Origin of the sequence: Acrocarpospora phusangensis (assembly GCF_016862995.1) — a bacterium.
GTDB lineage: Bacteria > Actinomycetota > Actinomycetes > Streptosporangiales > Streptosporangiaceae > Acrocarpospora > Acrocarpospora phusangensis.
The window spans coordinates 61,333-82,006 of record NZ_BOOA01000012.1 but is presented as its reverse complement, the minus strand read 5'-3'; the positions used below and the strand labels follow the sequence as shown (position 1 = coordinate 82,006).

At 69.0% G+C, this 20,674-nt stretch carries 14 protein-coding genes; 7 read left to right on the top strand and 7 right to left on the bottom strand.

The annotated features are described in order from the left end of the window. The first annotated feature begins 12 nt into the window (after positions 1-12). From Aph01nite_RS09925 to Aph01nite_RS09915, 3 genes are all read left to right on the top strand, one after another. A complete protein-coding gene (locus Aph01nite_RS09925) occupies positions 13-2,118 on the top strand; it encodes a (Fe-S)-binding protein (protein ID WP_204040497.1) in 2,106 nt (701 codons plus the stop codon). A gap of 137 nt (positions 2,119-2,255) precedes the next feature. Then, positions 2,256-3,059 (top strand): hypothetical protein, encoded by an 804-nt coding sequence (locus Aph01nite_RS09920; protein WP_239161537.1) that lies wholly within the window; start codon positions 2,256-2,258, stop codon positions 3,057-3,059. After that, the gene (locus Aph01nite_RS09915) at positions 3,056-4,129 is read left to right on the top strand and encodes a glycosyltransferase (protein WP_204040495.1); all 1,074 of its coding nucleotides are present in this window, start codon (positions 3,056-3,058) and stop codon (positions 4,127-4,129) included. The genes Aph01nite_RS09920 and Aph01nite_RS09915 overlap by 4 nt, the downstream gene beginning before the upstream one ends. Before the next feature lie 490 nt (positions 4,130-4,619). Here the strand turns inward: Aph01nite_RS09915 and Aph01nite_RS09910 are convergent, their stop codons facing one another. Further along, a complete protein-coding gene (locus tag Aph01nite_RS09910) occupies positions 4,620-5,981 on the bottom strand; it encodes a hypothetical protein (RefSeq protein WP_204040494.1) in 1,362 nt (453 codons plus the stop codon). A 168-nt stretch (positions 5,982-6,149) separates the two neighbouring features. Between Aph01nite_RS09910 and Aph01nite_RS09905 the strand changes: the two genes are divergently transcribed. Beyond that, positions 6,150-7,313: a mannosyltransferase family protein gene (locus tag Aph01nite_RS09905; RefSeq protein ID WP_204040493.1), complete on the top strand. Its 1,164-nt coding sequence runs from the start codon at positions 6,150-6,152 to the stop codon at positions 7,311-7,313. Here the strand turns inward: Aph01nite_RS09905 and Aph01nite_RS09900 are convergent. Next, entirely contained in the window at positions 7,288-7,821 is a 534-nt protein-coding gene (locus tag Aph01nite_RS09900; protein ID WP_373872282.1) for a gamma carbonic anhydrase family protein, read from the bottom strand. The two genes, Aph01nite_RS09905 and Aph01nite_RS09900, sit on opposite strands and share 26 nt — an antisense overlap. A gap of 155 nt (positions 7,822-7,976) precedes the next feature. Here Aph01nite_RS09900 and Aph01nite_RS09895 point away from each other — a divergent pair, with 155 nt between their 5' ends. Further along, positions 7,977-9,032 carry a hypothetical protein gene (locus Aph01nite_RS09895; protein WP_204040491.1) on the top strand — a complete coding sequence of 352 codons (1,056 nt, stop codon included), beginning with the start codon at positions 7,977-7,979 and terminating at the stop codon, positions 9,030-9,032. Between the two features lie 306 nt (positions 9,033-9,338). Here the strand turns inward: Aph01nite_RS09895 and Aph01nite_RS09890 are convergent, their stop codons facing one another. The 3 genes from Aph01nite_RS09890 to Aph01nite_RS09880 form a co-directional block, all read right to left on the bottom strand. After that, positions 9,339-9,557 carry a hypothetical protein gene (locus Aph01nite_RS09890; protein WP_204040490.1) on the bottom strand — a complete coding sequence of 73 codons (219 nt, stop codon included), beginning with the start codon at positions 9,555-9,557 and terminating at the stop codon, positions 9,339-9,341. 166 nt (positions 9,558-9,723) lie between these two features. Continuing rightward, positions 9,724-10,476 carry a GntR family transcriptional regulator gene (locus Aph01nite_RS09885; protein WP_204040489.1) on the bottom strand — a complete coding sequence of 251 codons (753 nt, stop codon included), beginning with the start codon at positions 10,474-10,476 and terminating at the stop codon, positions 9,724-9,726. A gap of 151 nt (positions 10,477-10,627) precedes the next feature. After that, entirely contained in the window at positions 10,628-11,179 is a 552-nt protein-coding gene (locus Aph01nite_RS09880) for a VanZ family protein (RefSeq protein WP_204040488.1), read from the bottom strand. A 362-nt stretch (positions 11,180-11,541) separates the two neighbouring features. Here Aph01nite_RS09880 and kynU point away from each other — a divergent pair, with 362 nt between their 5' ends. After that, on the top strand, positions 11,542-12,759 hold the full coding sequence (gene kynU, locus Aph01nite_RS09875) for a kynureninase (protein WP_204040487.1): 1,218 nt from the start codon (positions 11,542-11,544) through the stop codon (positions 12,757-12,759). On the opposite strand, the gene Aph01nite_RS09870 is transcribed toward kynU, so the two are convergent. Then, complete coding sequence (locus tag Aph01nite_RS09870; protein ID WP_204040486.1) at positions 12,760-13,179, bottom strand: ClpX C4-type zinc finger protein; 420 nt, start codon at positions 13,177-13,179, stop codon at positions 12,760-12,762. Between the two features lie 161 nt (positions 13,180-13,340). After that, positions 13,341-14,366 carry a polysaccharide deacetylase family protein gene (locus Aph01nite_RS09865; RefSeq protein ID WP_204040485.1) on the bottom strand — a complete coding sequence of 342 codons (1,026 nt, stop codon included), beginning with the start codon at positions 14,364-14,366 and terminating at the stop codon, positions 13,341-13,343. A 439-nt stretch (positions 14,367-14,805) separates the two neighbouring features. Here Aph01nite_RS09865 and Aph01nite_RS09860 point away from each other — a divergent pair, with 439 nt between their 5' ends. Beyond that, positions 14,806-20,649, top strand: coding sequence for a non-ribosomal peptide synthetase/MFS transporter (locus tag Aph01nite_RS09860; protein WP_239161536.1), 5,844 nt, complete (start codon positions 14,806-14,808; stop codon positions 20,647-20,649). Positions 20,650-20,674 lie beyond the last annotated feature (25 nt).

Below are 20,674 nucleotides of genomic sequence, written 5' to 3'. Positions count from 1 at the left end.
TATGGAGGAGCCATGCTCTTGGTAGCGATCATCGGGCTGGTCATGACGGTGACTGTGGTCGCCCTGGCCGCCCGTCGCGTGCTGTTCCTCTACCGGCTGGCCACGGTCGGCCAACCCGCCCCGCACCGCGTCGAGTACGCCAGGAAGCACGCGGGCGCCGAACTGAAAGCCCAGCTGGTCGAGGTTTTCGGCCAGAAGAAACTGCTTAAATGGACGCCGTCCGGGGTGGCCCACTTCTTCGTCATGTGGGCGTTCATCATCCTGCTGACGGTCTATATCGAGGCGTACGGCGCGATCATCCAGGGTGCCGTCACGGGCCGCCCTGACTTCCACATCCCGCTGATCGGGACCTGGCCGGTGCTGGGTTTCCTGCAGGATTTCATCGCGCTCGCCTGCCTGCTCGGCCTGGCCGCCTTCGCGGCCATCCGGATCAAGAACTCGCCGAAGAAGCTCGGCCGCGGGTCCCGCTTCTCCGGCTCGCACCTGAGCGGCGCGTGGCTGATCCTGTTCATGATCTTCAATGTGATCTGGACGCTGTTCCTGGCCCGCGCAGCCGCCGTCAGGACCGGCAACTTCCCGTACGAGTCGGGGGCCTTCGTCAGCCAGACGGTGGCCAAGGTCCTGCCGGCGAGCGCGCTGCTGGAAGAGATCGCGCTGCTCCTGCACATCGGCGTCATGCTGGTGTTCCTGCTGATCGTGGTGCACTCCAAGCACCTGCACATCTTCTCCGCGCCGCTGAACGTGCTGTTCTCCCGGCGCCCGGACGGTCTCGGGCCCGCCCAGGAGATGCGCAGCGGCGGCAAGGTGCTGGACTTCGAGGAGGCCGACCCGGAGGTGGACGCGTTCGGCCGCGGCAAGCTGACCGACGCCACCTGGAAGGACTTCCTCGACTTCTACACCTGTACCGAGTGCGGGCGCTGCCAGTCCCAGTGCCCGGCCTGGATCACCGACAAGCCGCTGTCGCCGAAGATGCTCATCCTGGATCAGCGGGATCACGCGTTCAAGGTCGCGCCGTACCTGATGATGAGCGAGGAGCAGCGGTCGCACCAGGGTGAGGACGTGCTGGCCCTGCTGGAGAAGCCGCTCGTCGGCGAGGAGGGCGTGATCCACCCGGACGTGCTCTGGTCGTGCACCAACTGCGGCGCGTGCGTCGAGCAGTGCCCGGTGGACATCGAGCACATCGACCACATCCTGGACATGCGCCGCTACCAGGTCATGATCGAGTCGGCGTTCCCCTCCGAGGCGGGGGTGATGCTGAAGAACCTGGAGAACAAGGGCAACCCGTGGGGCATGTCCGAGATGAAGCGGGCCGACTGGGTGGCCGAACTCGACTTCGAGGTCGAGATCGTCGAGGACAAGATGCCGGCCGACGCCGAGTACCTGTTCTGGGTGGGCTGCGCCGGAGCGCTGGAGGACCGCGCCAAGCGCACCACCAAGGCGGTGGCCGAGCTCCTGCACATCGCGGGCGTCAAGTTCGCCGTGCTCGGCCCCATGGAGGCCTGTACGGGCGACCCGGCCCGCCGCCTCGGCATGGAGTTCCTGTTCAACATGCTCGCCCAGCAGAACATCGAGACCCTCAACGAGGCCGGCGTCAAGAAGATCGTCGCCACCTGCCCGCACTGCTTCAACACGCTCGCCAACGAGTATCCGCAGCTGGGCGGGAACTACGAGGTCGTGCACCACACGCAGCTCCTGGCCCACCTGGTCGAGGAGGGGAGGCTCACCCCGATCACGCCGATCGAGGAGAAGATCACCTACCACGACCCCTGTTTCCTCGGCCGCCACAACAAGGTCTACGCGCAGCCGCGCGACATCATGGCCAAGGTGCCGGGCGTGCAGACGCAGGAGATGCACCGCTGCAAGGACCGCGGCTTCTGCTGCGGCGCCGGCGGCGCGCGCATGTGGATGGAGGAGCGCATCGGCAAGCGCATCAACACCGAGCGCGTGGACGAGGCGCTGACCACCGATCCGGACACGGTCTCCACCGCGTGCCCCTTCTGTCTGGTCATGCTCGGCGACGCGATCAACGAGAAGAAGAACACCGGTGCCGCCAAGAACAGTCTTGAGGTGGTCGACGTGGCTCAACTCCTCATCAAGTCCGTCAAACCAGTCTCGTGAGGCCTCCGCTTCCCGGGGCACTCCTCGTGTCCCTGGGAGCGCGGCCATATACACCCCCACTTCTCCACATAACGGGGAAATCACGGTAACCTCAACGTTGGCTCAATCAACGGGGAGGGGGCTGAACGGTGGGTGTGGTGGTCACCGATGCTGAGGTAACCCTGGCCGACGTCCTCTCCCTGAAGATGGCCATCGAAGAACCTTTGGCCGCGGGGACCCAGCTGGTGCTCCGCCACCGGGGCAGCGGAGCCGAACGCCGGGTCATGCTCGGCACGCCGGGCCGCCGCGCCCGCGAGGCGAGCGTGGCCGTCTCCCTCGGGCCGCTCGCCCTGCTGCCCGGCCGCTGGGACGCCTACCTCCAGCAGGACGGCCCGCGCACCCGCATGCAGAGCGTGGACCCGGGCTTCTCCCTCGACCGCCTCGACGCGTACGCGCTGGACCGCCGCACCATGGCCTACCGGGCCTACCGGACCCGCAACGGCTACCTGGCCATCAAGATCGCCGAGGCGGGGCCGATCGCGGACGTGCGGGCGGTCTGGTTCCGGGAGGGCCGGTTCGAGGTGACCGGGCTGCTGGCGTACACCGGCCTGACCGACGACGACCAGCATCACACCGCCCGGCTGGCGCTGCGCCACAGCGACGACCAGGACGCCCAGGTGGTCGCCACCGCCACCGTGCAGGGCGTGCGCTTCCACGCCGCGCTCTCGCTCTGCGACGTGCTGGCCGCGATGCCGGACTCGCAGGGCGTCTGGGAGCCGTCGCTGGAGGTGGACGGCCTGGACGGGCCGCTGGCGCTCGGCGCGAGCCTGGACGACGTGGAGGGCAAACGCCGCAGGGTGCACTATCCGGCCACCCGCGTGGACGGCGTGCCCATCAAACCCAGCTTCACCGCCGACGACCAGCTCCGCCTCGAAGTCGGCCAGGGGATGAGCGCGGCGTGAAGATCACGTTCCTGGTGCCCTCGGCCTACGGGATGCGCGGCGACGTCCGGGCCACGCTCAATCTGGCCGCCGCCCTCGCGGGCCGCCAGGACGTCGAGATCATCAGCGTCAAGCGCACCAGGGACACCCCGTTCTTCCCGATCGACGGCCGGATCAAGCTGCGCTGGCTGGTCGACGCCCGCCCCGGCCGCCATCTGCTGCCGCGCGGCCAGGTCCGCACCGAGGTCGCGCTCTGGCGGGCCCTGCGCGCGGTCCGCGCCGACGTCCTGATCACCGCCCGCCCCGGGCTGAGCGTGCAGTCCGCCCGGTACGCGCCGCGCGAGACCATCAGGATCGCCCGCGAATGGAGCCGCCCCGCGGTCCCTGGACCGGTCCGGCGGTTCTACCCGCGCCTGGACGCCGTGGTCACCAACACCGAGGCCGGCCGCGACGAGTGGTCCCGCCTGCTCGACGACGAGCTCTCCGTGCACACCATCCCGGACGCCCTCCCGGCGGGCCCCTGGCCGCGGTCCCGGATGGACAACCGCATCATCAGCGCGGGCGGCCGCTGGGTCGCCCCCAAAGCCTTCGACCGTCTGGTACGGGCCTTCGCCGTGGTCGCCGACAAGCGCCCCGACTGGCGGCTGCGCCTCTACGGCGCCGGCTCGGAGGAGAAGCGCCTGCGCGCCCTGGTCGCCGAACTCAGCCTGCACAACCACGTGTACTTCATGGGCACCACCCCCGACCTGCCCGGCGAGTTCGCCAAGGCGTCCATCGTGGCCGTGCCGTCCCGCCACGAGGTGCTCGGCATGACCGTGGTGGAGGCCCTCGGCTGCGGCGTGCCCGTGGTCGGCTTCGACGGCCCACGCGGCCTGAGCGAGTTCGTACGCCCCGGCAGGGACAGCATCCTGGTCTCCGACGGGGAGGGTGGCACGGAGGCGTACGCGGCCGCTCTGCTCTCTCTGGTGGACGACGAACGCCGCCGCATGACCCTCGCGGCGGGCGCCCTGGAGTCGGCCGCCCCCCACGCGGCCCCGGCCGTCGCGGCCCGCTGGCAGGAACTCATGTACGGCCTGCGCTCCCGCGTGTGATAAGAGGTCCGGAGACTAGTCCCCACGCCGTGTAGGAGACCCCGCCGTACCCCGTGAAAAAACTATCCCGGACCCCATTCGGAGTCCGGGATCAGTTCGTCAATGACTTCAGCGGCTCGCCGAAGTCCGCAACCCGAGCGCGTTGTCGAGCTCCTCCAAGGTCAGTCGGTCATCCGTGTAGTTCACGGCCGCCAGCACCTCGGCGTAGAGCGCGATCTCGTCCAACGCGACACGGTCATGGACCCGAGAGTCCAAGTCGTCGTGCCCCACCGCGCTGTCCTTCCTTCCGCAGCCCACACCCTCTTCGAGGTTACGTCCGTGTGTCGTGGCGCGACATGGCCCATCGGGACCATTCCTGACGCCGGGCACCCCTGCACTGACCATTTCCCGGATTCTGAGATCACAATTCGATGAATTTCCCGAGGTCATCGAGGCGGTATTGCTAAAGGATGAAATATCCGTATTTGTGGGGTAAGTGGGACCTATCCGGTTAGCTGGAGTAGAGCCAGTCGGAAGTGGTCTCTGTGACCCGTTTGCGTGGGGTCGTCGTGGGCTCGCGGGGCAAGTCGTCCCGGTTGTGCACCAGGCACTGCCCGACGGCCGCGGCCACCGGGAAACCCGTCGTCGGCGGGGTCGCCCCGGCCAGCTCACACCAGGCCAGACCGGTCGCGTAGGCCGCCCCGAGCAGCGCGGCCGCGGTGGACCGGTCCGGCGGCGTCAGGGCGGGCGGCAGCAGCCCGTCGACCGGCCAGCAGTCGCGCAGCGTGTGCCCCGGCTCGGCCAGCGCCGCGTACAGCGCCTGCCGGATGCCGTCGTCCATCCACGGGTACAGATATGTCACCGCGTCGGTGGAGACCGCGGCCACGTCCGCCGCCAGCAGCGCGGCCGCCACCTGCCGCGGATCCGCCCCCGTCTCCGCCGTGTACGCCAGCGCCTCCACCAGGTCGTAGAAGACGTGCCGGAAGTGGTCCCCCGGCGAGGTCTCCGACAGCGCGGCGGCGGCCAGGTTGGCCGGGCAGCGCAGCAGCCAGCTGTGCGCCACCGCGCCCGACTGGAGCGCGGTGTGGTCCAGCCACGGCTGGGTGAGCAGCGGCTCGATCATGGCGATCAGCGCGGTCGCCCTCGGCCGGAACCGGGCGTCGGCGCGCAGCACGTGCGCCGTCTGCGCCATCAGCCCGGCCAGCTGGAGCCCGGCGTCGGGGAAGCCGGAGCGGCAGCGCTCCGCGTACAGGTCGACCAGGTCGGTGAGGGTGACCGGGGGGAGCCAGCGGACGAACTCGTCGCCGGGCAGCGGCCGGGCCAGGAACTCCCCGAACATGGACAGGATGACCTCGTTGCCGTCGAAGGCGGGGGCGTACGCGCACCACATGACCGTGCCCCAGACGGCCGCCACCGTGCTGGCCACCTCGGCGGCGAAGACCTCGCGGAACGGGCCGCCGGTGAGCGGGAAGTCCTCGCGGCGCAGGCCCCGGTGGGCGATGATCAGCGCGCGGATCCGCTCGGTCACCTCGGCCGGCACGTCCGGGCCCACGAACGCCTGCGTGGAGCCCCGGTCCACCGAGAAGTCCGGCCCCGTGGGCACGACCCAGTACGGAATGGGCACGGTGACCGGACGGGTGTTGCCCCGGATGGGCGAGCCCGCCGGGGGCGCCGACAGGTGCCACTGGCCGTCGGGGTCGAGGCGGTACCAGCGGGCGTACGCGCCGAACAGCCAGCAGACGCCGTCCGCGGTCGCCAGGGCACGACGGGCGATGGCGTCGGCCCGGGTGGGCGCGCCCGTCAGCGGCCACCGGGGATCGGCGACCATGGCGCGCACATCGCGTTCCATCGAGGCGAAGCCATCCCAGTGCACTCCGTCATGGTAGAACTTCCGCCCGCCCTGCCCATTCCAATATCCGGACTCGGCTGGACAGAAGCCGTGAAACATTCATGCGTCTGACCTGCGGAAACGCAAATGACCTGGGATTCGTCGGCTCTACACTCTTGGCATGCTTCCTGGCCATCCACTTCCATGTCCTTCGTGACCGAGACCCGGCAGGCCCAGGCCGTATCAGAGGATGAGACGGCGCCGGCGCGACCGCTGCCCCGGTGGCTGGGCTCGGCGTCCGACCGCCATGCCCTGCTGGTCTGGTTCTTCTGGCACATCGGGACCTACATCTACATGGTCCTGGCCGCGCCCGGCCGGACCGAGGCCCCGCTGCTGGACCGGCTCACGCCGTGGGACGCCGACAACTTCATCATCATCGCCCAGTGGGGCTACGACGGCTCGCCCGGCATGACCGACGCGCCCAAGCTGGCCGCCTTCTTCCCCGGGCTCCCGTTCGTGCTGCGCATCCTGCACCTGGGGATCGAGGACTGGAGCCTGGCCATCGTGCTGGTCTCCCTGGTCGCCAGCGCGGTCGTGGCGGTGGCGCTGTCGCGGCTCAGCGACTCCTACCGGGAGGGCACCGGCATCTGGACGGTGATCGCCTTCTTCCTGAGCCCGTTCGCCGTGTTCCTGCTGGCCGGCTACTCCGAGGCGCCCTTCCTGGCGCTGGCCGTGCCCGCCTGGCTGCTGGCGCGGCGCGGCAGGTGGGAGCAGGCGATGGTGGTCGCCGCGCTGGCCTCCTGCATCCGCATCTCCGGGCTCTTCCTGGCGCTCGGGCTGGCCGTGATGTTCCTGACCGCCGAGAACGGGCTGCGGGCCCGGGGGTGGCGCACGCTGCCGTGGCTGGTCGTGCCGGGGCTGCCGGTCGTCGCGTACATGCTGTTCCAGTGGGCGCGGACCGGGGACTGGATGGAGTGGAAGAACGTCGAGGCCGAGTACTGGGGGCGGTACGCGGAGTGGCCCTGGCAGACGTTCGTGAACACCTGGAACCGCTCGCTGGAGGAGGGCGCGCTGCAGACCTCCTACCGGGAGGAGATCCTGGCCGCGCTCGTCCTGGTGCTGCTGATGCTCTGGCAGCTGGGGCGGCGGCGGTGGGCCGAGTTCGCGTACCTCGCGCCGCAGGCGGTGGCGCTGCTGGCCATGTCGTCGTTCTACATGTCCGTGGGGCGCGCCTCGCTGCTGTGGTGGCCGCTCTACATCGCGGTGGGGCTGACCGGGTCGCGGCGGCCCTGGGTGTTCATGGCCTATCTGGCCGTGGCGGCGCCGGTGATGGCGATCAACGTCGGGAACTTCACCACCGGGGCATGGGTCGGCTAGCGCGGTGGCGCTCGGCCTTGGCCAGGTAGCGGTCCGGGGTCTCGGCGAAGGTCGCGCGGTCCTCGTCGGTGAGCTCCCGGATGATCCGGCCGGGCACGCCCGCCACCAGCACCCCGTCGGGGATCTTGGCTCCCGGCGGGACCAGGGCCCCGGCGGCGACCAGGGTGCCCGCGCCGACGCTCGCGCCGTTCATGACGATCGCGCCGATGCCGACCAGCGCGCCCGACGCCACGCACGCGCCGTGCACCGTGGCCTTGTGGCCCAGGCTCACCCGGTCCTCCAGGACGGCCGGCTCGCCCGGGTCCGAGTGGAGGCAGCACAGGTCCTGGATGTTGCACTCGGCGCCCACCTCGACCCGCTCGTCGTCGCCGCGCAGCACCGAGCCGTACCAGACATTGGCGGACCTGCCGATCCGCACCTGGCCGACCACCACCACCCCGGGCGCGAGCCAGGCCGTTGGATCGATTGAAGGGCTGTCGTCACTGTCGAGTGCGGCGATGAACGGCATGCCATACATGATCGCACGCGCGGTTACGCGCCCGACACGCGCAGTGTCGGATATTTCCGCAAGGAGCTGCGGCGTTCAGGTTGCGATGCGGGTCGGATAGCAGGAAAGTCGTGTCCTGACGTGTCGTTCCGCCTTTCGACTCCCCAGGGCCCTTCATGACGAACCAGACAGATAATTTCCCCGACCTCATGAGCGACGACTCCTTCGAAGTCGTCATGCGTGGCTACAGCCGTCGCCAGGTCCACGACTACATGATCCGCAGCCGCAACCAGATCCGTGATCTCGAGGAGCGGCTGGCCCGGACGATCGACCAGGCCGAGCAGAGCCGGCTGGAGCTGGCCGACGCGCGCCGCAAGCTGACCGAGTCCCCGCAGAACCCGGACGAGCTGGGCGAGCGGCTGAGCCAGATCCTCAAGCTGGCCCACGAGGAGGCCGCCGCCAACAAGGAGGCGTCCCAGAACGACGCCTCCAAGGTCAGGGACCAGGCCGCGGCCGAGGCCGAGCGGCTGGTGAACGCCGCCCGCGAGCAGGCCGAGTCGATCAGGACCGCCGCCCAGGAGGAGGCCGAGCGCCGCATCCACGACGCGACCGCGTCGGCCGAGCGGCTGCTCTCGCAGGCCGGGGCCGAGGCCGAGGAGAAGGTGGCCACGGCCAGCGCCGAGGCCGAGGACACGCTGCGGGACGCCCGCTCCGAGGCCGACCGCCGGGTGACCGCGGCCAAGCACGAGGCCGAGCGGCTGGTGTCGGACGCGCAGGCGGTCTCGACCAGCACGCTCACCTCCGCGCAGCGCCGGGCCACGACCCTGGACGAGCACACCGGCCGCCGGGTGGTCTACCTGACCGACACCCACACCGAGGTGGTGCGCCGCCTCAACGAGATCGGCGCGGTCCTGGGCGACCTGCTGCAGCGTGAGTCCAGCGCGGGCCCGCTGATCGACGAGGCGTCCGTGCTGCCGCCGGCGCCGTCGGTGGTGGAGGAGGAGTTCAAGGAGGACTTCTCCGGCGAGGGCTTCAACGACGAGGGCTTCAACGAGCCCGAGGAGTCGTCCGCGACCAACCCGGCACGGCAGCCCGCCCCCGCCCAGGAGCAGGCCCCCGAGGCCGTCCGCCCCGAGCCGGTCCAGCCCGCCCGCGGCCTCGACGGGATGCCGGAGGAGGCCGCCCGCCTGCGCGCGGCCGCGCCGGACGACACGCCGCCGTTCCGCGCCTGATCCCGGAGGCCCTGGGCGCCGGGGACTTCTGGGACTTCGCGGACTTCACGGACTTCGGGGAGACGCACGTCATCGTCATCGTCGAGAGCCGCACTGGTCGAGCGCCCGCCGCCGCACGGACAGCGGCGGGCGCTCCGTCCTGGTCCCCGTCCCGTGGCTGTTCAGTTGGCATCGGTCAGATGTGGTACCCGTGGAGGCGCCTTTGGTTGGCACCAGCGGCAGCGCCCCCACGGGGGTATCGGAACCCTTGAAAGCGGAAGCCCCCGCCCCCGATCGGGTCGGGGGCTTCCGCGCTCAAGGGTTGGGTCAAGGGTCCGCGGACTTGGCACGTTCCTCCTGTTCGTGCAGTTGCTCGCGCAACCCCTCCGGTTCATCCGCGTCGATGGTCATCGCGCAGCCGGCTTCCCGCTGAACGGAGGTGAGCGGGTGGTGCCGGGTGGCCCACCACCGGCCCGCATCGCTCCGCCAGATTGTCCATTCCGGATACTCGCGGGCAATCTCGGCAAGATGCCGGTCAAAGGACATCCGCCCACCTTTCCCTCGCCGAGTCGCCCAGGGGGTTTCTCCCACGAATCCATGCCGATCTGGACCGCGAGAACTTGACGTCTCAACCTCAAGGTGCGGGACATCTCTAGAGAAATCAATGATCGGGATAGACAGGTCCATCTATCGCTGGACTTGTCTACTTGACCTACGCGTCGAAGTCGTACTGAAGTACATACGCGGCGGCGTCCATGGTCATCTCGTTGAGCTCGACCGGGATGCCTCCCGAGGTGTAGGCCGTGCGCGCCACGATCAGGATGGGGTTGCCCGCGGGCAGGCGGAGCAGCTCGGACTCGTGGGGGGCGGGCATCCGGGCCCGCACCTCCTCGGTGAAGTGGACCGGCGAGTAGCCGAGGTCGCCTAACCGGGCGTACACACCGCCGGGCCCGGTGTCCGGAAGGGTGATCGCGGTGCCCTCCACGAGGTCGGCCGGAAAGTGGGACGCGGCCAGCTGGACGGGACGGCCGTCCACCGAGTAGCGCCGCCGCCGGACCCAGACCTCGTCGGAGTCGAGCACCCGGCCGATCTCCTCGGCCGAGGGCAGCCGCTCGATGTGGACCTCGTCCACCGTGTACGCGCGACCCCGGGTGTCCGAATCCCAGATCGCCCGGCCCTGCCCCCACTGTTCGCGGGAGAGCCGTCGTGAACCATGTCGTCTGATTGGCCGAAACAGCCTCACGTAGACCCCCGAACCTCGACGCGGCACCGCCAAACCCTCATTGATCAGTACGGCGAGCGCCTGCCGTGCGGTGGCGCGCGCGATGCCGTACTCCGACATGAGTGCGTTCTCGCCCGGTAGCCGATCCCCATCTCGGAGTTCGCCCGACAGGATCTGACTGCGCAGACTGTCGGCGATACGCCGATAAATGGGGGGCTCGTGATGCACCGGGGATTCCGTCACGTTTGATCACCCTCTGTCACCAACGGGGAGTTAGCGTCTCCAGAGAACTTGCCCCGTCTTGTCCACGATCGCACAGAGTTGTTGGTTGGTCCCGTGCCTATTTTTAGCGGATCGTGCTCATGTGGCGATCCAGTGGTATTTATGCAGACCGTTATCGTGGAACGGTCCCCTCCGGTATTGGCTGGGCCCACCAACGCATAGTCATGATTGCGGCCAGAACGGCACCCGTGGTGTTCAGCAGAATGTCATCGATCGACGACACACGGTGGAGGCCTAAAGCATACTGAAGCGATTCCACGATGAGAGACGAGCCCGCCGCGACGGCGGCCACCCGGGACAGCCGGGCCAGCGCGGGGGAGCGGATCGGGAGCATCGCGCCGAGTGTGGCGAACACCAGGAGGTTGCCTCCCACCTGCGCGATCAGCGTGCCAGTAAACCCCTCGGCGAGGGTGGCCAGATCGCGGAAGGGGGTCAGGCTGAGGCTCCTGGCGGGCTCCCGGACGTTACCGGGAGTGAGAATCATCCACAGCCAGGGGAGGGTTCCGGTAACGGAAAGGGCATCAGCCAGGGGTGTCCGGAAGGGGTGCCGGATGCCCGAACTAGCGCGTTGTCTCCCGATCAAATAGGCGGTCAGGAGCGCGACGGGGAGCGCCAAAAGGCTGAAAAGAATGATATGTCCCCACATACGCCATGCCAGCAACATGACTGTGTCCTTTTGGCTCGCTGGATGATCGTTCGTCCCGGGTGTCCCTCGGCCCTGCTCCGGCGAAGAAGTTACCGGAAGCTGGCCTTTTGGCAAGGGCCCGTACAGATCTTCGCCTGGTCGGAGGTGTGGCGCTCGGGGACGCCTTGAACGATCGAGTCGGGAGGAGACGGGCGCGGCGGGCGTGATCTCGGGAGGATGTCACTCTGCGTGGTCTCGTCCCTAGAATGATCTGTGACGCTTTGTGGTCGATTCTGCCGGGCGCCCGACCATGATCATGACGGCACTTCGGGCATTTTTCTCCAGTGGCCACCCCCCGTCACACTGGTCGAGTCAGGAAATTTACGGGGATGATGGGGTACATGAGTATCACCCGCGCCGGCTGTGCCGCGCTCGACGCCGCTGATCCAATAAGCGACTTCCGCGACGAGTTCGTCCTGCCCGACGGGGTCGTCTATCTCCTGGGCAACTCCCTGGGCGCGCTGCCCCGCCGTACGGCCGCCAAGGTGGCCCACGCGGTGACCGCGGAATGGGGCCAGGACCTGGGCGCCAGCTGGAACACCGCCGGGTGGTGGAACCTGCCGGAGACGACCGGCGACCGCATCGCCCCGCTGATCGGCGCGGGCCCCGGCGAGGTGCTGGCCGCCGACTGCACCTCAATGATGATCTTCAAAGCGGTCTCGGCCGCCCTGGCATTGCGGCCCGGCCGCAACGTCATCGTCTCCGACAGCGAGAACTTCCCCACCGACCAGTACGTCGTGCAGGGCGTCGCCCAGGCCTTCGGCCGGGAGATCCGGGAAATCGGCCCGCAGGCCCCGCTGGAGGACGCCCTCGGCCCCGGCGTGGCCGCGGTGGTGCTGTCCCACGTGGACTACCGTACGGGCGCGGTGCGGGACATGGCCGAGGTGACCAGGCGGGTGCACGAGTCCGGGGCGCTCATGATCTGGGACCTCTGCCATTCCACGGGCGCGGTCCTGGTGGACATCACCGGGGCCGACTTCGCGGTCGGGTGCACGTACAAGTACCTGAACGGGGGGCCGGGGGCGCCGGCGTACATCTATGTGGCGCCGCGGCACCAGGAGGCGGCCCGCAACGTGATCTCGGGCTGGCACGGGCACGCGAACCCGTTCGAGTTCGAGCCCGGCTACCGGCCCGCGCCCGGCGTGCGGCGCTTCGCCACCGGCACTCCGCCGGTGCTCGCCTACGCGGCGCTCAACGCCTCCCTGGAGATCTGGGAGAAGGTGGACATGCGGGCGGTACGGGCCAAGAGCGTGGCGCTCACTGAGCTGTTCATTGAGCTCACCGACCACCTGGGGCTGGAGCTGGCCTCGCCCCGCCACGCCGGAGAGCGGGGCAGCCAGGTGAGCTTCCGCCACCCGGAGGGCTATCCGATCATGCGCGCCCTGATCGACATGGGCGTGCACGGCGACTTCCGCGCACCCGACCTGATCCGCTTCGGCTTCGCCCCGCTCTATCTCCGGTACGTCGACGTCTACGACGCCGCCAACACCCTGGCCGAGGTGCTCAGCAAGGAGCTCTGGCGCGAGGACCGCTACCAGAAGCGCCTCACCGTCACCTGATCAGTGCCGCTGATCCTGGCGGGCCTTCGCCTTCAGGTCCGCCACGATCTCGCCGGCCAGTGCCACACACTGCTCGCATATCCGCCCGGCCTCGCCGTGCACCATGTGCACCCGCGGCCCCGGCGGCATGCGGCAGAACGAGCATGCCGCCTCCCGGCGCGTGCGCCGCGCCGCGAACGGATGCGTGAACGGTTTGGCGAACCGCTTCCGCGCCGCCTGCTTGGAAACCCCGAGCCGGTCCCCGATCGCCGTCCAGGACGTGCCCGCCGCCCGCGCGTCGTGCACGGCCAGGTCGAGCAGGGCGTCGGCGCTCCGGCTCAGCTCCTGGCTCAGATCGCTCGCGGCGGCAAGGGTTTCCAGCGGGTCAGAGGGATTCGCGGCTCGCGCCCGCGCTTTCGCGAGTAACTCTGCTGGCTCCATGAGACAACCTTAAGTTGTCAATTCGCCTATATCAAGTTGTGACATAGGGCGAGCTTTCCGGGTCGTACACGTCATGAGGAGACGATCATGAGGCCTACTCGGGCCGAACGCAAACGCGGGATCAGGCTCGGCCGGACAAGCCGAGCATGATCCCGTGACGACTAGTACGTGAGCGTACGGCTGGCGAACTTGTTGGCCACCATGGGCTGCTGGAACTTCGGAATGGCCACGGAACGGGCGTCGCCGTCCGAGGTGTAGCGCTGGTCGGGGTTGGCCTGGAGCCAGTCCAGCCACGCGGTCGAGCAGAACTTCAGGCAGTCGCCCTTCTTGTCCATCGACCTGATCCGCGGAATCCCCACCGGGTCGAACTCCTTGCTGTACGGCGACTGCGCGGGCGTGTACCCCGCCAGGAAGACGCCGCCGTAGTCGTACGCCACCTTGTCCTTCTTGCCCTTGAGCGCCCACGCCTTGGTCCGCGGCTGGTTCCCGTACGGCAGGGCGATGCTGGCCGGGGCGGGCCCGTCCAGGGCGGTGATCAGCTCGTGGCCGGCGGCGACCTCGGCGGCCACCTGCTCCTGCGGCTTGCCGGAGAGGCTGTGGTGGTCCTTGGTGTGGTTGCCGATGTCGAAGCCGTTGTTCTTGAGCCAGGCGATGAGCTGCGCCTGCTCGACCCGGTCCGGCTTGCCGAACATGTCGCGGGTGACGTAGAACGTCGCGACCGGGCGGAAGCCGGGGTGTTTGGCGGCCACCTCCCGCATGATCCCGACCGCGGTGTTGGGCAGCGGGGTGCCGTCGTGGGTCAAGGTGAGCTGCGACGGGGAGGAGTCGTCAAATGTCAGGACGACGGGGTGTTTGCCGGCCGGGATGTCGATCTTGCCGGTGACGTACTCCCTGGCGGTGATCGGGACGTAGTTCTCCTTGGCCAGCCGCTCCAGCTCGGTACGGAACTGGACGGGCGTACGGTCATCCTGAGTGCCCGGGTTCTCGATGACCCGGTGGTACATCAACACTGGGATCTGCCCCAGTTCATTGGCCTTGACGGCTTTGGCCGCCGCCGCGTTCATCGGGCGCGCGCCGGCCTGTTTGACCGGCCCCTTGGCGGGGGCCTTCGGAGACTTGGCCTCCGTGGTGGCCGTGCCACATCCGGCCAGGACGGCCAGCCCAGCTATCAGTACTACGGTTCTCATCCGAATCCCCTCACCATGACGACATATTTGACTACTCCCCGTGAAAACCCGAGCAGAGTCGACATGGTGGTTAAAATCCGCATCTGGATAGTTCCGTCTGGTCCTGGGGCTTGTGATCTTGGGTGGGGCCGATGCCCCCAGGCTGGGCTGTCAAGGCGTATCGGCGTCCGCGCGGCATTCCCCGGCCGAAACCGCAGGCCATTTCTCCGGCCTGTCCGAAAATTCATGAATCGTAATGAAATATCGGTGAATACTTGACCGTCATGTGTGGCGATACCTAGCCTGCGAGAGGCGTGGGAGCGTCCCCATTCGAACGACTGACGGGGAGCGCGGTATTCGTGTTGCCCGTGGGGATAGCGGGGATAACAACCCTTTCAGGGATGTTCAGCCCCGGGAATGACGACGCAGCGCGACGGACCGATTCTCACCCGGAGCACGTGTGACCAGTCTCTCCCCGGCGAAAAGGGCTCTCCTCGCCCAGCGTCTCCAGCGGCGCGTCGCGGCCACCACGATCACTCCCCGCCCACCCGGCACGACGCCTCCGCTCTCGCACGCGCAGGAGCGGCTGTGGTTCCTGGAGCAGTACCGGCCGGGCACGGCCGCGTACACGATCCCGTTCATGGTCAGGCTCAGCGGCGAGCTGGACGCCGAGGCTTTCGCGCGGGCGGTCACGGAGGTCACCCGGCGGCACGAGAGCCTGCGCATGCGCTTCGTCACCTCCGAGGACGGCCTGCCGGGACTGGTCATCGACGAGGAGCCCTCCGCCGAGTTCCGGCTGGTCGAGGCCGACTCCGACGAAGCGGCGCGGGAGCTGATCGGCGAAGCCCTGGCCAAAACCTTCGACCTGTCCGCCGGCGGGCTGCTGCGCGTGCTGCTGATGCGCCGCGCGTCCGACGACCACGTGCTGCTGATCTCGGCGCACCACTCGATCACCGACGGGTGGACGGGGGAGATACTCCTCCGTGAGCTGATCACCCTGCACGCCGCCTTCCGCGACGGCCGCGAGTCCCCGCTCCGGCCGCTCCCCGTCCAGTACGGCGACCACTCGATCTGGCAGCGGGCCCGCGAGGGCACCCCGGCCCACCAGCGGGACCTCGCCTTCTGGCGGGACCGGCTGGCGGGCGTGTCGCCGCTGGAACTGCCCGCCGACTTCCCGCGCCCGGCCGAGCAGACCACGGCAGGCCGGGACTACCGGTTCCGGCTGGACGCCCGGGTGGGCGGGGCGCTCATCGAGCTGGCCGCCAGCCATGGGGCGACGCCGTACATGGTGCTGATGGCCGGGCTGCAGGTGCTGCTGGGGAAGTGGTCGGGACAGCGGGACTTCGCGGTCGGGACGCCGGTCAGCGGGCGCGGCCTGCCGGAGCTGGACGGGCTCGCGGGCATGTTCGTGAACACCCTGGCCATGCGGGCGGACCTGTCCGGCGATCCGTCGTTCGCCGAGTTCCTCATCCGGGTGCGGGACGACTGCCTCGCCGCGTACGCGCACCAGGAGATGCCGTTCGACCAGCTGGTCAACGAGCTGAAGGTGGAGCGGGACGTCAGCCGGTCGGCGGTGTTCCAGGTGATGTTCGCGCTGCAGAACTACGTGCCGGACGACGCGGGCACGCTCGGGCTGGGCGTGGTCCCGTTCCGGGCGGACATCCCGGTCAGCCGGTTCGATCTGGCGCTCTACCTGTGGGAGCAGGGCGAGGAGTTCGACGGGACCGTCATCTACAACACCGACCTGTTCCGAGAGGAGACCGTCGCCCGGATGGCGTCCTCGCTGGGGACGCTGCTGGGGGCGGTGGCGGACGATCCGTACACGCGGCTGTCGGAGCTGGACTGGGTGGACGCGGCCGAGCGGGATCATGTCCTGGCGCTGGGTTCCTCGGCGGCGCCGCGTCCGCTGGAGAGCCGCCTGCTGCACGAAGTGCTCGTCCCTGGGGACACGCCCGCGGTCGTCTTCGACTCCCAGGTCCTGACATATGCCGAACTCGACCGGCGGGCGAACCGGCTGGCGCATCGCCTCCGCGATCTCGGCGTACGGCCCGGCGATCGGGTCGCGGTCTGCCTGGAGCAGTCGGCTGAGCTGGCCGTGGCGCTGCTCGGGGTGCTCAAGTCGGGGGCGGCCTATGTGCCGCTCGATCCGGAGCAGCCGGATGACCGGCTCGCGTACATGATCGGTGACGCGGGGATCCGCGTCGCGGTTTCGGAACGGTCCCTGCCGGGCGGGGTCACCGAGGTCCCCGCGGAGGCGGACGGCTGGCCGGACACCCCGGTGGAGAGCGGAGTCACGCCGGGCGACCTGGCGTACGTGATCTACACCTCGGGCACGACCGGGCGGCCGAAGGGCGTCGCGGTGCAGCACCGGGAGGTGCTGGTCTATCTGGCCGGGGTGTACGAGCGGTTCGCGGTCGAGCCGGGCGGGGTGTTCGCGCTGCCGCAGTCGCTGGCCTTCGACTTCGGCGTCACGGTGTTCTATCTGTCGCTGATGAGCGGCGGCACCCTGCATCTGATCCCGCCGAAGACCGCCGCCCCTGATTTATGTGAATATTTCGGGCGGGCGCGGCCGGACTACCTCAAGATCACGCCGTCCCATCTGGCCGCGCTGCTGGCCGAGGCCGAACCTTCCGAGCTGCTCCCGGCCAGACTTCTGATCCTCGGCGGAGAAGCCTCCACCGTCGGCTGGGCGAGCGACCTGGCCGCGACCGGGCCCTGCGCGGTGGTCAACCACTACGGCCCCACCGAGACCACGGTCGGCGTCACCACCTTCCCCGTCCCCGCCGAACGGGTGGACAGCCAGGCCGCCCTCCCGATCGGACGGCCGCTGCCCGGCGCGCGGGTCTACGTCCTGGACGAACGTCTGCGCCCGGTCCCCGCCGGGGTCCCCGGGGAGATCTACCTGGGCGGCGACCGGCTCGCCCGCGGCTACCTCGGCCGCCCCGCGCTCACCGCCGACAGGTTCCTCCCCGACCCGTACGGCTCCGCCGGCGCCCGCATGTACCGGACCGGCGACCTCGGCCGCTGGTCCCACGACGGCGTCCTGCAATTCCTCGGCCGCCAGGACCTCCAGGTCAAGGTGCGCGGCTACCGCGTCGAACTGACCGAGGTCGAGACCGTCCTGGCGGAGCATCCCGCCGTTTCTCAGGCGGTCGTCGAACTCCGTGACCAGCGCCTGGTCGCGTACCTGGTCGGCGCGGAGCAACTGCCGGCGGCGGAACTGCGTTCCTGGCTGAAGGATCGGCTGCCGGACTACATGGTCCCCGTCCGGTACACCTGGCTCGACCAGTTGCCGCTCAAATCCCACGGAAAGGTCGACCGCGCCGCCCTGCCCGATCCCGGGGACAACCGGTCCGAACAGGGCGTTCTCGTCGCGCCGGAAACCCCCGTCGAGGAGACCGTCGCCGGAATCTGGGCGTCGGTGCTCGGCCTCGAACAGGTCGGCGTGCTCGACGACTTCTTCGACCTGGGCGGGCATTCGCTGCTGGCCATGCAGGTGGTCGCCCGGATGCGCAAAGCCGGCCATCCGGTCACGCTCATGGAGCTCTTCAAGCATCCGACCGTCCGCGAACTGGCCCGGCTGGTCGAATCCGGCGGCGACGGCGCGGCCGGGCTGCTCCACCGGCTCACCCCCGCCCGGCCGGTCACCGCCTCCGTCATCTGCGCCCCCTACGGCGGCGGCAGCGCCATCATCTACAAGCCCCTCGCCGACGCCCTCCCCGCGGACTGGGCCCTGCACTCCATCGCCGTCCCCGGCCACGAACTCGGCGAAGAACCCCAGGCCCTCCTCGACGTCGCCGAATCCTGCGCCGCCGAAATCCTCGCCACCGTCCAGGGCCCCATCGTCCTGTACGGCCACTGCGGTGTCGGCACCACCCTCTGTGCCGAGATCGCCCGCCGCCTCGAAACCGCGGGCCGTCCCGTCGAAGCCATCTACCTGGGGGCCGTCTTCCCCTTCGCCCGCCCCCGCGGCCTCTTCGCCCGATTCGCCGAATGGCTGGAAGATCTCGGCGGCGACCAGGCCAGAATCAACGGCCTCGTGGCCGCCGGCCTGGACGTCTCCGAATTCGACCAGGAAGAACTCCAGCTGATCGTCCGCAACCGCCGCCGCGGCACCCGCGAAGCCGAACACTACTTCGCCCGCCTCTTCGACGAAGGCGCCCCCCTGCTCTCCGCCCCCGTCATCGCCGTCGCCGGCGAACGCGACCCCGTCGTCGAGTTCTACCAGGAACGCTACCGAGAATGGCACTGCCTCTCCCCGGTAGCCGCCTGCGTAGTCCTGGACGAAGCCGCCCACTATTTCCTCAAATACCGCGCCCAAGAACTAGCCACCATCATCACCACCACCCACCCCACCCTCACCACCCCTCCACCCCCCCGCACCGGCACCGAAACCTGGTGGCTAGAAGGCATCTCCAGACTCACCCCCCACGACACCGACACCGAAGGGTCGATTGACGGCCAGGCGGCCGTCTCACCCGCCGAAGCGGGCGACGGCATAGTGTCCTCCGCTACCGGCACGGCGCGGAAACCGGAGGCGAATTCGAAGGGCGTCTCCAAGCGCACCCCCTACGACACCGACACCGACGGCTTGATCGACAGCCCGGCGGCTGTCTCGCCCGCCGAAGCGGCGGCCGGCGTTGCGGGCTTGATCGCCGAGGGCGCGGCGAATAGCGCCGGCGGAGCCGCCCGATCCGAGGCGGAGGCGGGGGCCGGGGAAGAGACCGGGACCGGGGAAAAGGCCAGGACTGAGAAAGAAACGGGGGCTGAGAAAGAAACGGGGGCTGAGGAAGAAACGGGGAATCAGGAAGAAGCGGGGAATCAGGAAGAAGCGGGGGCTGGGGAAAAGGGTCTTAAGAAGGCGCGTGGGGGGCGGCGTGGGCACATTTGGCGCCGGTACGGCGGGAGGCGTCACCTGCGTGAACGGCGCCGGATAACGGCGAGTAACCCGGAGGTTGGCGAAGGGCCGGCGCCTAGTATGCGGCGGTTCCTGGTGTTGGCGGCCGGGCAGTTGGTTTCGATGACCGGGTCGGCGCTGACGGAATTCGCGATTCCGATCTGGATTTATCTGACGACGGGGTCGCTGGCGAACTTCGCGCTGTTCTCGGTGCTGGGGTTGGTGCCAGGACTGTTGGTCGCGCCACTGGCGGGAACGGTCGTCGACAGGTTCAACCGCCGAGTGGTCCTGATCGCCAGCGACATCGCGGCCGGATCCACGCAATTGGCGTTGGGCGTCCTGGTCTGGACGGGGAACCTGGAGATCTGGCACATCTACCCGCTGCTGGTCTCCCTGTCGATCTCGCTCACCTTCCAGCGAGTGGCGTACAGCTCAGCGATCCCGCAACTGGTGCCCAAACGCTACCTGGGCCATGCGAACGGAGTGGTCGGCATGGCCACCGGCGTCGCCCAACTGGTGGTCCCCCTGGCCGCCGCCGGCCTGCTCTCCGTCGTCGGCCTCGGCGGCATCCTCGCCATCGACGTCGCCAGCTACACCGTCGCCATCATCGTCGTCCTGCTGATCCGCTTCCCCAGGACGATGCCCTGGAAGCGCCGCGAATCCGTACTCACCGAAATGATCGAGGGGTTCCGTTACACCTGGGGCCACCTGGGCATCCGCCGCATGCTGCTCTTCTTCGCGGTCGTCAACCTGTTCATGTCCCCGATGTTCCTCCTGATCTCCCCCTTGATTTTGTCCTTCGCGGACCTGAACGACGTAGGCCGCGTCACGTTCTTCGGCGGCCTCGGCATCTTCCTCGCCGGCCTCACGATGACCTTCTGGGGCGGCCCGAGACGCCTGCGCATGCGCGGTCAGCTGCTCTCGACCCTGTCCCTGGCCTGCTTCGCGTTCGTCGTGGGCCTCCAGGAAAGCCTCGTCCCCATCGCCATCGGCATCTTCGGCATGTTCGCCTCGCTCACCATCCTGAACGGCGTCTACGCCACGATCATCCAGGTCAAGGTCCCCCAGCGGTTCCACGGCCGCGTCTTCGCCCTCAACCAGCTGGTCGCCTTCTCCACCCTCCCGATCGGCTTCGGCCTGCTGGCCCCCTACGGCACCGCCCTGTTCGAACCGATGTTCCTCCCCGGCGGCCTGCTCGCCGACACGGTCGGCGCCGTCATCGGCACCGGCGAAGGCCGCGGCATCGCCTTCATGTACATCCTGTTCGCCCTGGTGATCGCCGCCACCGTCCTGATCGGCACCCGTCTGCGCGGCCTGTGGAACTTCGACTACACGGTCCCCGACGCCATCCCCGACGACGTCCTCGGCTTCGAGGCGCTCCGCGCCAAATCGCACAGCCCTCGATGAACGGGCGGCCACCCGAGTGGCCACC